Source organism: Pseudomonas sp. R1-6 (assembly GCF_051132115.1).
Classification (GTDB): domain Bacteria; phylum Pseudomonadota; class Gammaproteobacteria; order Pseudomonadales; family Pseudomonadaceae; genus Aquipseudomonas.
Genome location: NZ_CP071662.1, coordinates 4,009,066 through 4,021,687, shown reverse-complemented (window position 1 = coordinate 4,021,687; position 12,622 = coordinate 4,009,066). Strand labels below are relative to the sequence as shown.

The window sequence follows — 12,622 nt, the reverse complement described above, 5'->3', positions numbered from 1 at the left end:
AGAGGAGTGATCATGACCTGCTTTGCTGAAAACCGTTTTCGACCGCTGAGCCATTTGCCGGGGCCATTGGAGGTCGTCCGCCAATTCACGCCGAACTGGTTTGCCGCGACCATGGGCACCGGTGTGCTGGCGTTGGCCCTGGCACAACTGCCTGGGGCCAACCCTGGCGTATATGCGATTGCGCAAGGATTGTGGCTGTTCAATATCGTCCTGTTTGCCCTGTTCACCGGGCTCTACACTGCTCGCTGGGTGTTGTTCTTCGACGAGGCCCGGCGGATTTTCGGGCATTCAACCGTGTCGATGTTCTTCGGCACGATCCCGATGGGGCTGGCAACGATCATCAACGGTTTCCTGGTGTTCGGCGTACCGCGCTGGGGCGAGGGCGTGTTGTCGCTGGTCGAGGCGTTGTGGTGGACTGACGTGGCGATGTCGCTGGCCTGCGGTGTGCTGATCCCGTTCCTGATGTTCACCCGCCAGGAACACCGCATCGACCAGATGACCGCCGTGTGGCTGTTGCCCGTGGTGGCCGCCGAAGTCGCCGCCGTCAGCGGTGGCCTGCTGGCGCCGCACCTGGCTGACGTGCATTCGCAACTGATCATATTGGTCACCAGCTACATACTCTGGGCATTTTCCCTACCGGTGGCGTTCAGCATTCTGACCATCCTGCTGTTGCGCATGGCCTTGCACAAACTGCCCCACGAGAACATGGCCGCTTCGAGCTGGCTGGCCCTCGGCCCCATCGGCACCGGCGCACTGGGCATGTTGGTGCTGGGCGGCGATGCGCCGGTGATCCTTGCCGCCAATGGCCTGCCGGGCGTGGGCGAGGTTGCATCGGGCCTGGGGTTGGTCGCCGGTATCACCCTGTGGGGCTTCGGATTCTGGTGGATGTTGATGGCGCTATTGATCACCGCGCGCTATTTGCGTGAAGGCATCCCGTTCAACCTCGGCTGGTGGGGCTTCACCTTTCCCTTGGGCGTGTATGCGCTGACGACGCTGAAGCTGGCAAGCCTTCTGGACCTGGATTTCTTCAGCGTGTTCGGCTGCGGGCTGGTGGCGCTGCTGGTGGTGATGTGGATGATCGTCAGCTGGCGCACGCTGGTCGGCGCCTGGCATGGCGAGTTGTTTGTGTCGCCGTGCCTAGTGTCCTGTACCTCAAATACTGCTCCTTCTTGACTGCGTCTGTTGTCGTCATGCAGCGTTGCCGCTCCTCGCCATAACGGACTATGACTCTTTGCTACGCCTTGCCTGACGACAACAGCCACTCGCCAAAAAGAAACGTATTTGCGAAACAGGACACAGGAAGTGCTGGGGAAATAATCGCCAAAGACAGGTAATGTGTGGCCTGGATCGAAAAAGCGTCATTCCAATAAGCGTCCACGCCACTCAGGAACATGGAAGATGAGTCACCCTTCACAGTTCACCTTGCTTCGCACGCGGCGCTTCCTGCCGTTCTTCGTTACGCAGTCCCTTGGCGCGTTCAACGACAACGTCTTCAAGCAATCATTGATCCTCGCCATCCTCTACAAACTGGCCATCGAGGGCGACCGCTCGATCTGGGTCAACCTTTGCGCGCTGCTGTTCATTCTGCCGTTCTTCCTGTTCTCGGCGCTGGCGGGGCAGTTTGGGGAGAAGTTCGCCAAGGACGCCTTGATCCGCCTGATCAAGCTGGGCGAAATCGCGATCATGGCGGTCGGCGCGGTGGGTTTCCTGTTCGATCACCTGTGGCTGATGCTGGTGGCGCTGTTCGCCATGGGCACCCACTCGGCGTTGTTCGGGCCGGTGAAATATTCGATCCTGCCGCAAGCCCTGCGCGAAGACGAACTGGTCGGTGGCAATGGCCTGGTGGAAATGGGTACGTTCCTGGCCATCCTGGCGGGGACCATCGGTGCGGGGATCATGATGTCTTCGGCGCACTACGCGCCGGTGGTGTCGGTGGCCATTGTCGGCATTGCCGTGGCCGGTTACCTCGCCAGTCGCGGCATCCCACGGGCGGCGGCGGCCTCGCCGCAGATGCGCTTGAACTGGAATATTTTCAGCCAATCGTGGGCGACCTTGAAGCTGGGCCTCGGGCAGACTCCGGCGGTGTCCCGCTCCATTGTCGGCAACTCCTGGTTCTGGTTCGTCGGGGCGATCTACCTGACGCAGATTCCCGCGTACGCCAAGGAATGGATGCACGGCGACGAAACCGTGGTGACCCTGATTCTCACGGTTTTTTCCGTAGGGATTGCCCTGGGTTCGATGCTCTGCGAAAGACTGTCAGGGCGCAAAGTGGAAATCGGCCTGGTGCCGTTCGGTTCGTTCGGGCTGACGGTGTTCGGCCTGCTGCTGTGGTGGCACTCCGGTGGAATCCCCGACAGCGCCGACGGCCATGGCTGGCTGCAGATTCTCGGGTTTGGCCACGCCTGGCTGGTCCTGATCGATATCCTCGGCCTGGGTATCTTTGGCGGCTTCTACATCGTGCCGCTGTATGCGCTGATCCAGTCGCGTACCGTTGAAAACGAGCGGGCGCGGGTGATCGCCGCCAACAATATTCTCAACGCCTGGTTCATGGTGGTCTCGGCGATCGTTTCCATCGTCCTGCTGAGCCTGGCCAAGCTGTCGATCCCCCAGCTGTTTTTGGTGGTGTCGCTGCTGAACATTGGCGTCAACGCCTACATCTTCAAGATCGTCCCCGAGTTCAGCATGCGCTTCATGATCTGGCTGCTCAGCCATTCCATGTACCGTGTGGAGCATCGCAACCTGGAGGCGATTCCCGATGAGGGTGCCGCGCTGCTGGTGTGCAATCACGTGTCGTTTGTCGATGCCTTGCTGATTGGCGGTGCGGTGCGTCGGCCGATTCGCTTCGTGATGTACTACAAGATCTACAACCTGCCGGTCCTGAACTTTATCTTTCGAACCGCTGGGACGATTCCGATTGCCGGACGCCAGGAAGATATTCATATCTACGAAAAGGCCTTCAGCCGTATCGCCCAATATTTGGAAAACGGCGAACTGGTGTGCATCTTCCCGGAAGGAAAGTTGACCGCCGACGGTGAGATCAATGAATTCAGGAGCGGCTTGACGCGCATCCTTCAGGAAACGCCGGTGCCGGTGATTCCGCTGGCGTTGCAGGGCTTGTGGGGGAGTTTCTTCAGTCGCGACCCGGGTAAAGGGATGTTCCGTCGGTTCTGGTCCCGCGTGACCTTGGTGGCGGGGACGGCGGTAGCGGTCGAGTCGGCTGAGCCTGCGAAGTTGCAGGCGTTGGTGGGCGAGTTACGTGGGGCTGTCAGGTGATAGCTGTTATTTTGCGGGCCTCTTCGCGAGCAGGCTCGCTCCCACAATGGACCGCATTCACTCGGTCGACTGTGGGAGCGAGCGTGCTCGCGAAGGCGGTGGAGGCTTAAGCGCTGGCCTTGAGCCCGATCAGCCCGGCAATGATCAACGCGACGCTGGCCAATCGGATCAGTGCCATCGATTCACCAAACAGAATGATCCCGGCGATCACCGTGCCTACGGCACCGACCCCGGTCCAGATTGCGTAGGCCGTACCCAGCGGCATTTCCTTCATGGCAAGGCCCAGCAGGCCAAGGCTGATCGCCATGGCCGCGATGGTCAATGCGGTAGGAAGCGGGCGGCTGAAACCGTCGGTGTACTTAAGGCCGACAGCCCAGCCGACTTCGAACAGGCCGGCAAAAAATAGAATGATCCAGGACATCACACACCTCATCGATGGATGGGGTCGTCCCCGGACAAAAACGCTATGGCGCGCAGGGTCGTCCCCGCATCGGGCGCCAGAATGCCCAATGCTGACTGTTCGGTCAAGTCCGCCTGTCAGTCCGCCGTCTGCCGGGAGAGCTCTTCTCTGTCCTGCTTTTCGCTCATGCGACGGAACCAGGTCGAGAGCAGGGCGCCGGAGATGTTGTGCCAGACGCTGAACAAAGCGCTGGGCACCGCCGCCAGCGGCGAGAAGTGCGCACTGGCCAATGCCGCGCCTAGGCCGGAGTTCTGCATGCCTACTTCCAGGGACAAGGTTTTGCGCTGGGCCAGTGGCAATCCAAACAGCCGACCGGTGAAATACCCCAGCAGATAACCGAAGCTGTTATGCAGGATGACGATAGCCATGATCAACAGGCCGGATTCGGCGATTTTCGCCTGGCTGGCCGCCACCACGGCGGCGACGATGATCACGATACTGACCACCGATACCAGCGGCAGGACTTCTACGGCGTGACGTACCCGCGCACCCAACAAGCGCTGGGCAACGATGCCCAAGGCAATGGGTAGCAACACGATTTGCAGGATCGACCAGAACAAGGCGGAGAACGACACCGGCAACCAGGCCGACGCCAGCAGCCAGATCAGCGCCGGGGTCAGCAAAGGGGCAAGCAGGGTGGTGATGGCGGAAATCGCCACGGCCAGCGCCAGGTCACCGCGTGCGAGCCAGGTCATGACGTTGGACGAGGTTCCACTCGGGCAGCAACCCACCAGAATGACCCCGACGGCAATTTCCGGCGGCAGGCTGAACGCTTGGCAGAGCAGCCACGCGGTGCCCGGCATGATCACGAACTGGGCAATCACGCCCAGGGCCACGCGTCCTGGACGACGAGCCACCTCGGCGAAGTCTTCGAGCTTGAGTGCCAGGCCCATGCCGAACATCACCAGTCCCAGCAGTGGCACGATGGCGACTTTCAAATCGACGAACCATTGCGGTTGCATGAACGCCAGCACCGCAAAGAACAGCACCCAATAAGCGAATGTATTGCCGACAAAGCGGCTTAACGCAGCCAACGCACGCATGACCTGATCCTTATTATTAAGAACACCAAATACTAATGTGGGAGCGAGCTTGCTCGCGATAGCGGCGTGTCAGTCAACACCTCGGTGGCTGTCATACCGCTATCGCGAGCAGGCTCGCTCCCACAGGGCAATCGTTACTTCTTAGATCCCCTGCGGAATCTCTTCCCCACCCAGCGCTTCAACCAACGCCGGCAGGAATTCGCCGAACGTCAGCATCATGAGGGTAAAGCTGGCATCCAGTTGGCCGAGGGCTTCATCGCCGCCATCCTGCTCCGCCTGGTCCTGCAACAGGTCTTCGAACTTGAGGCGCTTGACCACCATCTTGTCGTCGAGCACGAAGGACAGCTTGTCCTGCCAGGCCAGCGACAGCTGCGTCACCACCTTGCCGGTGTTCAAGTGCAGTTGGATCTCGTCACTGGTCAGGTCCTGGCGCTTGCAACGGACGATGCCACCGTCTTCATGGGTATCGCGCAGCTCACATTCGTCCAGAACGTAGAAATCATCCGCAGCTTTCTGCGTCTTGACCCAGTCGGTCATGATCGCGGTAGGCGCTGTCTTCACTGTGAGTGGGCGTACCGGCAGTGAGCCGATGACTTCGCGCAGGGTGGAGAGCAGGTCTTCGGCACGTTTCGGGCTGGCGGAGTTGACCAGAATCAGGCCCTGTTTTGGCGCGATGGCGGCAAAGGTAGACGAGCGTCGGATAAACGCACGAGGCAGGAACGCCTGGATGATTTCATCCTTGATCTGGTCCCGTTCCTTTTTATAGACCTTGCGCATTTGCTCGGCTTCGATCTCTTCGACCTTTTCCTTGACCGCGTCGCGCACGACGCTGCCCGGCAGGATGCGTTCTTCCTTGCGTGCGGCGATCAACAGGAAGTCCTGGCTGACGTGCACCAGGGGTGCGTCTTCGCCTTTGCCAAATGGCGCGACGAAACCGTAAGTGGTCAACTCCTGGCTTGCACAGGGGCGCGCCAGTTTGCTCGCCAGTGCAGTTTCCAACGCCTCGGCATCAAAAGGCAGATCTTGGGTCAGGCGATAGATAAGCAGGTTCTTGAACCACATGGGGTGAGTCTCTCCTTTATACAAAGGGGGGCATTATTCTCTTCGCGGCGTCATAGGCCAACCCTTCGCTAAGCCTTTGGAAGACCTGAAAAAATTAATTTAAAAAGTGCTTGCCAGGTCGGGGAGTGCTCCGTAGAATGCGCGCCACACCGAAAGTGAAGGGTGATTAGCTCAGCCGGGAGAGCGTCTGCCTTACAAGCAGAATGTCGGCGGTTCGATCCCGTCATCACCCACCATTCGCTTCCAGTGTTACGCGCAGCGGTAGTTCAGTCGGTTAGAATACCGGCCTGTCACGCCGGGGGTCGCGGGTTCGAGTCCCGTCCGCTGCGCCATATTCGGTTACCTGGAACACTGAACGCCAGGTCACCACAGAAAGCCCGCTAACGCGGGCTTTTTGCTGTTTGCAGTTACCGCGGTGCGTGTGAATCACATTTTTTTGCTGAATTTATCAATTAAATCAGCACGTTATAAAAAACTGTGAGAGAATGCGCCCCGCATCGAAAGTGAAGGGTGATTAGCTCAGCTGGGAGAGCGTCTGCCTTACAAGCAGAATGTCGGCGGTTCGATCCCGTCATCACCCACCAAACTTTCAATGTTACGCGCAGCGGTAGTTCAGTCGGTTAGAATACCGGCCTGTCACGCCGGGGGTCGCGGGTTCGAGTCCCGTCCGCTGCGCCATATTCGGCACTTGGAACACTGAACGCCAAGTGCTAACCAAAAAGCCCGCTCATTGAGCGGGCTTTTTGTTGCCTGTCATTTGGCCCCTTGCTACTGCTCAGCGTTCCGGCTGTGGCGGTAATCACTGACCGCCTCGTACACCGCCTTGCGCAAACGGTTGATCCCACCAATGGGTCGATGGGCCTCGATGCCAAACCACGGGTTGAAAGACTGGTTGTCACACGCCAGGTTCAGCTTGGGCGTATCGAAATCCTGTGCCGGAACCTTGATCCGCGCTACCGTTTCGAACGGCGCATCGCTTTCCTTCCATTCAATACTGGTGTCTTCGATCGGCATGTATTTGCTCGGGTCCTGGCGCTGGATCTGCAAGACAAAACAGGCCGGCACGCGATCGGTGGATAACTGCTGATTCAGCGCGCTACGCAAGAAATTCGGCAGATCCTGGTTTTGAGGCGGCAAGGTGTAGCCTGGGCAACTGTCTGCATCCGGCGTGACGCGAAACTTGGCATTGGCTTCGCCGAACTTGTAAGGCGAAACCGAAAAATAGGTGGTCTGGGTCGGGCTTGCCGGAGGCGGCGAAAGTGTCGCCAGGGCGATAAACAGATGGCGGATCTGCCAAGTGCGTGGGTCCAGGCTTGGAAAGAACGCCATTGCCTTTTTTCCATCGGCTTGCGCGGCCACATTCTGACGGTACTCGGCGACATCACTGACGAAGAAATTCGGATGATTGAACATCACGAAGTCCTGCTCGCCCTGTGATTGCCGATCAGCCAGCAGTTGCTTGCCGGGCACGTCCCGCAGTTTGATCGCCATCCCCCGCGCATCGCGCAGGCTGTCGAACTGGGGATAAGCGTTGCCATTGGAGAGGCGGATCGTTGCCTGCCAGGTCTTGCCCGGTTCAGCGAACACACCCTGGCGCAATGGCGCAGGCAGGTCACTGGGCACCTGGACTTCGGCCATGACGCAACCGTGGGCTTTGGCATGGGCATCGCGCAGGTAGCGGGTACCTTCGCGGTGCTGGTCGACGATGCGGATGGCGGTCTGGATGATGTCCTGGGTCATGGCGCTTTCGTCGGGCGGTATCTGTTCCTTGTCCGGGACCGGTCCGCTGTGTTGCCAGGCGAACCAAGCGGCAGCCAGGGCCCAGCCGAGCAGCCCGATGCCCAGCAGCCATAGAAGCGTCTTGCCCAAAAAGGCGCCGAGGCGCAGCCAGAGCGTGATCAGCATGCAAACATCCTTTTACCTGTGGGGTTCGTCATTACAGTTGCGACTCCAGTGGCCCGCCGAGCACCTTTAAATATTCCAGCAAGGCCCAGCGCTCTTGCGGTTGCAGCAAGCGACCGATAACGCCATTGCCTCGCTCGCCCGCGCGGAACTCATGGCCGCTGTTGTGATTGCCAGTGACCCGCGTATCGAAGAGAAATCCATTGGCAAAGGCCTCCGTGCGATAGCCCAGGTGCCGCGGATCGTACTCGAAGCTGCCTTTATAGAAGGTGGTGGCCCGCTCAGCCTGGGGCGACAACAATTGATAGAGGGTTGGCACGGAGCCGTTGTGCAGGAAGGGCGGGGTGGCCCAGACGCCCGCCAGCGGTCGCGCTTTGTAGGCGCGCAGTTCACGCACGCCGATGGGCAGGCCAAAACCATCCAGGGCCGGGCGCTCGGCTGGCGTGACGCCGGCGTCGCGATAGGCGCGGTTTTCGACGAATGCCGTGACATAGGCCAGGCCCTTGGCGACCGAGACCCGGCTAAGGTCCAGTGGCTCTGTCGGGGTCGGGTGCAGTTGTACATCCAGCTTCGCCAGTTCAGCCGGATCCCATTGCAGACTGGTCAGATTGAAACGGTGGTCGGCGATATTGTTCGCAGTGCCGGGGTCGGTGCCGATCACTTTCACCGGCAGCATGTGCAATTGCTGGACCGGTCTGTCGGGGCCCTGGATAACCTTGGGCACATGGCAGCCGGCACAGTTTTCGGTAAACAGCTCCCGGCCTTTTGCGGCCAACGGCTTGTCGATCGAGCCCAGCAATGCTTCCGGCCACGCTGGGGGCTTGAGCAGTTGCAGGGTTTCTTCGATCTTGTTCAGGTCGCGCACGCGTACGCTGGATGGATAGCGTGCGTCGCCCTGTAGCGGTTTGCCCTGGGCGTCGAAGAAGCTCAACGTGGCACCGACGCCCAACGCTTCGCCGACATTGCGGGCCATCGGTTGCTGGGCCGAGCCGTTCCATTGCACCCAGTCGAATGTCCACATTTCCCATAATTGCGGGTAATCCACCGGCGCGTTGGCGACCCGGTAGTTTTCTGCCGAGATGGCATCGCCAAAGCTTGCATTGGCGATACGGCCGAAGGCGTCGGTACGGCCAGGGCCTTCCTCGGTAGGGTAGAGGCCGCGGTGGGTGTCGTTCCAGGCCGTGCGCAGAAAAGTGTTCAGGGACACCTTGAACGCCTTGCGCAACTCTTCATGGCGGGCGTCGTAGTCGTTGCCCAACACCTGGCGGGCGAAGCGTTCGAATTTCCATGGGTTGTAGTAAGTCGAGGCGAGACTCGCGACCAATGCCTGTCCGAAACTACCTCCACGCAGTGTCGGAACAGTCGATGGCAACACGTGCTGGGCTGAACCGCCGTCGATCCGTATCGCTTGGCCCTTGAAGCGCAATTCGCCGGTGTGGCAGGCCGCGCAGGTGATGTCCAGATATTGCTCGCTGCTGTTGGCGTTTTGGTGCCGCGTGAAGCCTACCGGCAGGTTGCCGGGGTTTTCCGGCGTGGCCTTCTGCGCCGGATCGACGAGGAAACCGAAGCGCGCCAGGTACTCCGGCGAAGCGAAGCGCTGTTGCGAAAAAGGAAGTTCCAAGGCGGTGAACCAGTCATAGCGCAGGCCTTTGACCTGGGTGCCCTGGGGCGTGAAGTAGTAGGTTTGGCGCTCGGCGGGGCTCCATTGCTCCAGGTAATGCACCTGTTCGACAGGTGTATAGGCGGGCAGGCGCGGGTTGGCGACGTAATAAAGCACCACGGCCGCGGCGACGACCAGCAGTGTGAGGATCAGCAAAAGAATGCGAGAGAGGAGGCGCACGGTAACGTCCTTGTTTTTTTTGATATGCCCTTATGCCTCAGTGCCGCTTGGCCGGCAAGTGGCCATTACCGTGGGCTGGCGGCGGGGCGGCTATTTGTCCCGGTTCGTAATAGATGACAGATGCTTCATCTGCCCAGGATTAAAAAGCGTTTGCCGGCCTGAACTTATCATCACTTTGCGGCTCACATGCCGGTAGCCATTGGTCGTGGCCGCCTGATAAGCTCGCGGCTTTACTCGATTGCCCTTTAGGCGCATGAACAAGGAAATAGCATGAAACAGCATCGGTTGGCGGCGGCGGTTGCCCTGGTTGGCCTGGTACTGGCGGGTTGCGACTCGCAGACCAGCGTAGAGCTGAAAACCCCGGCGCAGAAAGCTTCCTACGGTATCGGCCTGAACATGGGCAAGAGCCTGGCTCAGGAAGGTATGGATGACCTGGACTCCAAAGCAGTGGCCCAGGGCATCGAAGATGCCGTCGGCAAGAAAGAACAGAAGCTGAAAGACGAAGAGTTGGTCGAGGCCTTTGCCGCACTGCAAAAACGTGCCGAAGAGCGCATGGCCAAGATGAGCGAAGAGTCGGCTGCGGCTGGCAAGAAATTCCTCGAAGAAAATGGCAAGAAGGCCGGCGTGACCACCACCGCTTCGGGCCTGCAGTATGAAGTCGTCAAGAAAGCCGACGGCGCGCAGCCCAAGCCGACCGACGTAGTGACCGTTCACTACACCGGCAAGCTGACCAACGGTACTGTCTTCGACAGTTCCGTGGAGCGTGGTAGCCCGATTGACCTGCCGGTCAGCGGTGTGATCCCAGGTTGGGTCGAAGGCCTGCAATTGATGCACGTCGGTGAGAAGTACAAGCTGTACATCCCAAGTGACCTGGCGTACGGCGCCCAGAGCCCGAGCCCGGCGATCCCTGCCAACTCGGTCCTGGTGTTCGACCTGGAGCTGCTGGCCATCAAGGACCCGGCAAAAGAAGACGCAGCCAAGTAATCGCGTCTGCTATAAAGACAACGCCTCGCTCATGCGGGGCGTTGTTGCATTCGGCTTTCGGCAAATGAACAAAAAAACCGAACGCCCGGCAGCGACCACAGTCATAGGCAATACAGGCGTCGTGCTAGACCCAGTCGGCCAACCAAGTCAATGAAATATTGGGTTTTTTTATGTGAGTAAAAAACGCCCGATCTAAGCCGAGCCCTTATGAACCGTGGGCTTCAGCGGTGAAATGCAGCTCTGTTCACAAGGTTATCCACAATTTGTGTGGATAACATTTCAGTGGGAGAAGAAATGAAGGCGCCGTGGAATTTCACGAGATTTCTGCCCCTGGCGGGACGGCTTTTGGCCCGCGGCCGATTGCCGACATTACTGTTTGCCGTCGCCAGCAAGGGCGCGCGTGAAGGAGGGCGGCTGGGCAAGCTCAAGGACGACCTGCGCTTGCTTCAGGCGTTGTGCCTGGCTTACTGGCGTGGTGAGTACCGGGCAGTCAGCGCCAAGTCGTTGCTTTCGATAGTGGCCGGGCTCATGTATTTCCTGAGTCCCTTGGACGCGATTCCGGACTTGCTGCCCATGCTCGGCATGTTCGACGACATCGCCGTGCTGGCGTGGATCATGAAGACGCTCGACGACGAACTGAGCGCCTTCCGTGCCTGGCGAGACCGGCAGTCACCCGAGAAGCTCGCGTTGGTGGAAAGACTTCCCGATACCCCGGAACAACTTCAGCTCCAACGCCCGAAAAAGATCTGATCCAGCCCTATCCCTTCAGAAGATCATCGCCCCCGCGACCTTAGCCGCTATTTAGGATTACACTTCCTAGGAAAAAAGCTGACTCGCTAAGTGTTGTTGTCCTACGGGGTAGTCATGGATATTCAAGTAATCACACGCGACGGAGAGCCCGAGTACGCGGTTTTACCGTGGGATCAGTACCAGTCGTTATTGAAGGCAGCAGGCATTAAACAAGCTCCGCCGCGCGAGGCAGACGTCCAGCCTGCGGCGGCACCCGGCCAGGTTCTCCCTGGTCTGGATCAATTGCGCAGTCTGCGCGAAGGGAAGGGCATCGCCATCGAGGCGTTGGCCCGCACGGTAGGCATCAGCCCGTCTTATCTGGCCATGATCGAGAGTGGTGAGCGTCAGCCCGACGCCGCTATCAAGCGCAGTCTGGCCTGGGAACTGACGGTGCCGGGTTGGAGGGATGAATCGTGAGTGTACGCATCAGTCGGCAACATTGGGACGGGTTGTTGGGTGAGTTGGACCAGGCGCGGCGCCAGCGCCATTTGTTGACCTATCGCGCCTTGCTGGAACGCTTGCAACTCCCCAGCCCGGCCATGCAGACCTTGACCGCAGCGCTTGAACACCTGGCCGCGCTGGACGCCCGCGCCGAACAACCGCTGCGCAGTTCGCTGGTCATCAGCCAAGGCGCCAGCCGGCTGCCGCGTACTGGATTTTTCGAATGCGTCGAGCGTCTTGGGCGCTTTTCCGGTCCTTCCGACGGCGTAGCCGCCGCGTCCTGGCATGCTTCGGAAGTGGTCCGGGTGTTCGAGTACGAATATCCCGAATCGGCGGAAGCCTAGTGCTCTGGCGTATCAAGGCCCGTGCTGGTTATTGGCTCGCGCGCCGGTTGTTTCATTGGCCATGGTTCGTTCGACAGCCGCGTGGCTGGGCCTGGCTCGAAGGTCAGTTCGCACGCATGGCGAACCTGGGCGACGTTGGCGCCCAGAGTTTCTACGGGCACATCCTGACATTTCGTGGCCAAGGGCTGGGCGCCCGGGAAGAGGGCATTCGCTTGCTGCGCCTCGCCGCACTGGCCGGCGATGGCAAAGCCGCATACCAGCTCGGTGTCATCAGCCTTGCCGGCAGCACCACTGGCGCGCCGGATCCGGTGGAAGCGGCTCGCTGGTGGACCTTGGCCGCAAAGGCTGGGCACCCACTGGCTGAAATAAAGCTCAAGTCGCTCAAGGGCCAGGAACCTTAGTTTCCTCAGTCTTTATTCCCCCGTTCTGAGGGGGATTGCCCTGCGGGGCTAATCAAAGAATTGTCCTACGCGCTCCGCCTCCT

At 59.7% G+C, this 12,622-nt stretch carries 12 protein-coding genes and 4 tRNA genes; 11 read left to right on the top strand and 5 right to left on the bottom strand.

Annotated elements, in window-relative coordinates:
* Positions 1-12 precede the first annotated feature (12 nt).
* Together J3P81_RS18125 and J3P81_RS18120 are read left to right on the top strand one after the other, a co-directional pair.
* Complete coding sequence (locus J3P81_RS18125) at positions 13-1,173, top strand: TDT family transporter (RefSeq protein WP_434560155.1); 1,161 nt, start codon at positions 13-15, stop codon at positions 1,171-1,173.
* A gap of 225 nt (positions 1,174-1,398) precedes the next feature.
* Positions 1,399-3,273, top strand: a complete 1,875-nt coding sequence (locus J3P81_RS18120; RefSeq protein ID WP_434560153.1) for an MFS transporter — start codon at positions 1,399-1,401, stop codon at positions 3,271-3,273.
* Between the two features lie 106 nt (positions 3,274-3,379).
* On the opposite strand, the gene sugE is transcribed toward J3P81_RS18120, so the two are convergent.
* The 3 genes from sugE to rdgC all read right to left on the bottom strand — a co-directional run bounded on the left by sugE (position 3,380) and on the right by rdgC (position 5,838).
* Positions 3,380-3,694 (bottom strand): quaternary ammonium compound efflux SMR transporter SugE, encoded by a 315-nt coding sequence (gene sugE / locus J3P81_RS18115; RefSeq protein WP_434560151.1) that lies wholly within the window; start codon positions 3,692-3,694, stop codon positions 3,380-3,382.
* A 116-nt stretch (positions 3,695-3,810) separates the two neighbouring features.
* Positions 3,811-4,776 (bottom strand): bile acid:sodium symporter family protein, encoded by a 966-nt coding sequence (locus tag J3P81_RS18110; protein ID WP_420767875.1) that lies wholly within the window; start codon positions 4,774-4,776, stop codon positions 3,811-3,813.
* A 141-nt stretch (positions 4,777-4,917) separates the two neighbouring features.
* Entirely contained in the window at positions 4,918-5,838 is a 921-nt protein-coding gene (rdgC, locus tag J3P81_RS18105; protein WP_434560149.1) for a recombination-associated protein RdgC, read from the bottom strand.
* Between the two features lie 160 nt (positions 5,839-5,998).
* On the opposite strand from rdgC, the gene J3P81_RS18100 reads away from it, so the two are divergent.
* The 4 genes from J3P81_RS18100 (at position 5,999) to J3P81_RS18085 (ending at position 6,516) form a co-directional block, all read left to right on the top strand.
* Positions 5,999-6,074: transfer RNA gene (locus J3P81_RS18100), tRNA-Val, on the top strand.
* 19 nt (positions 6,075-6,093) lie between these two features.
* Positions 6,094-6,170: transfer RNA gene (locus tag J3P81_RS18095), tRNA-Asp, on the top strand.
* Between the two features lie 176 nt (positions 6,171-6,346).
* Positions 6,347-6,422 (top strand) — tRNA-Val (locus J3P81_RS18090).
* A gap of 17 nt (positions 6,423-6,439) precedes the next feature.
* Positions 6,440-6,516, top strand: a tRNA-Asp gene (locus J3P81_RS18085).
* A 90-nt stretch (positions 6,517-6,606) separates the two neighbouring features.
* Here J3P81_RS18085 and J3P81_RS18080 read toward each other — a convergent pair.
* Both J3P81_RS18080 and J3P81_RS18075 read right to left on the bottom strand, forming a co-directional pair.
* A complete protein-coding gene (locus tag J3P81_RS18080) occupies positions 6,607-7,743 on the bottom strand; it encodes a catalase family protein (protein ID WP_434560147.1) in 1,137 nt (378 codons plus the stop codon).
* Between the two features lie 31 nt (positions 7,744-7,774).
* Positions 7,775-9,580: a di-heme-cytochrome C peroxidase gene (locus tag J3P81_RS18075; protein ID WP_434560145.1), complete on the bottom strand. Its 1,806-nt coding sequence runs from the start codon at positions 9,578-9,580 to the stop codon at positions 7,775-7,777.
* A 270-nt stretch (positions 9,581-9,850) separates the two neighbouring features.
* On the opposite strand from J3P81_RS18075, the gene J3P81_RS18070 reads away from it, so the two are divergent.
* The 5 genes from J3P81_RS18070 to J3P81_RS18050 all read left to right on the top strand — a co-directional run bounded on the left by J3P81_RS18070 (position 9,851) and on the right by J3P81_RS18050 (position 12,539).
* Positions 9,851-10,564: an FKBP-type peptidyl-prolyl cis-trans isomerase gene (locus tag J3P81_RS18070; RefSeq protein ID WP_030142016.1), complete on the top strand. Its 714-nt coding sequence runs from the start codon at positions 9,851-9,853 to the stop codon at positions 10,562-10,564.
* Positions 10,565-10,858: 294 nt separating this feature from the next.
* A complete protein-coding gene (locus tag J3P81_RS18065) occupies positions 10,859-11,314 on the top strand; it encodes a YkvA family protein (RefSeq protein WP_420767871.1) in 456 nt (151 codons plus the stop codon).
* A 114-nt stretch (positions 11,315-11,428) separates the two neighbouring features.
* On the top strand, positions 11,429-11,770 hold the full coding sequence (locus tag J3P81_RS18060; RefSeq protein WP_434560143.1) for a helix-turn-helix domain-containing protein: 342 nt from the start codon (positions 11,429-11,431) through the stop codon (positions 11,768-11,770).
* On the top strand, positions 11,767-12,138 hold the full coding sequence (locus J3P81_RS18055; RefSeq protein ID WP_003179080.1) for a hypothetical protein: 372 nt from the start codon (positions 11,767-11,769) through the stop codon (positions 12,136-12,138). The genes J3P81_RS18060 and J3P81_RS18055 overlap by 4 nt, the downstream gene beginning before the upstream one ends.
* A complete protein-coding gene (locus tag J3P81_RS18050; protein ID WP_434560141.1) occupies positions 12,138-12,539 on the top strand; it encodes a sel1 repeat family protein in 402 nt (133 codons plus the stop codon). Before J3P81_RS18055 ends, J3P81_RS18050 begins: the two co-directional genes overlap by 1 nt.
* The last annotated feature ends 83 nt before the right edge of the window (positions 12,540-12,622 follow it).

Excerpts from the sequence above, each read along its gene's own strand:
- J3P81_RS18065 (WP_420767871.1), top strand. The coding sequence starts at position 10,859 with ATGAAGGCGCCGTGGAATTTCACGAGATTTCTGCCCCTGGCGGGACGG.
- J3P81_RS18125 (WP_434560155.1), top strand. The coding sequence starts at position 13 with ATGACCTGCTTTGCTGAAAACCGTTTTCGACCGCTGAGCCATTTGCCG.
- J3P81_RS18120 (WP_434560153.1), top strand. The coding sequence starts at position 1,399 with ATGAGTCACCCTTCACAGTTCACCTTGCTTCGCACGCGGCGCTTCCTG.
- J3P81_RS18110 (WP_420767875.1), bottom strand. The coding sequence starts at position 4,776 with ATGCGTGCGTTGGCTGCGTTAAGCCGCTTTGTCGGCAATACATTCGCT.
- J3P81_RS18060 (WP_434560143.1), top strand. The coding sequence starts at position 11,429 with ATGGATATTCAAGTAATCACACGCGACGGAGAGCCCGAGTACGCGGTT.
- J3P81_RS18070 (WP_030142016.1), top strand. The coding sequence starts at position 9,851 with ATGAAACAGCATCGGTTGGCGGCGGCGGTTGCCCTGGTTGGCCTGGTA.
- J3P81_RS18080 (WP_434560147.1), bottom strand. The coding sequence starts at position 7,743 with ATGCTGATCACGCTCTGGCTGCGCCTCGGCGCCTTTTTGGGCAAGACG.
- rdgC (WP_434560149.1), bottom strand. The coding sequence starts at position 5,838 with ATGTGGTTCAAGAACCTGCTTATCTATCGCCTGACCCAAGATCTGCCT.
- sugE (WP_434560151.1), bottom strand. The coding sequence starts at position 3,694 with ATGTCCTGGATCATTCTATTTTTTGCCGGCCTGTTCGAAGTCGGCTGG.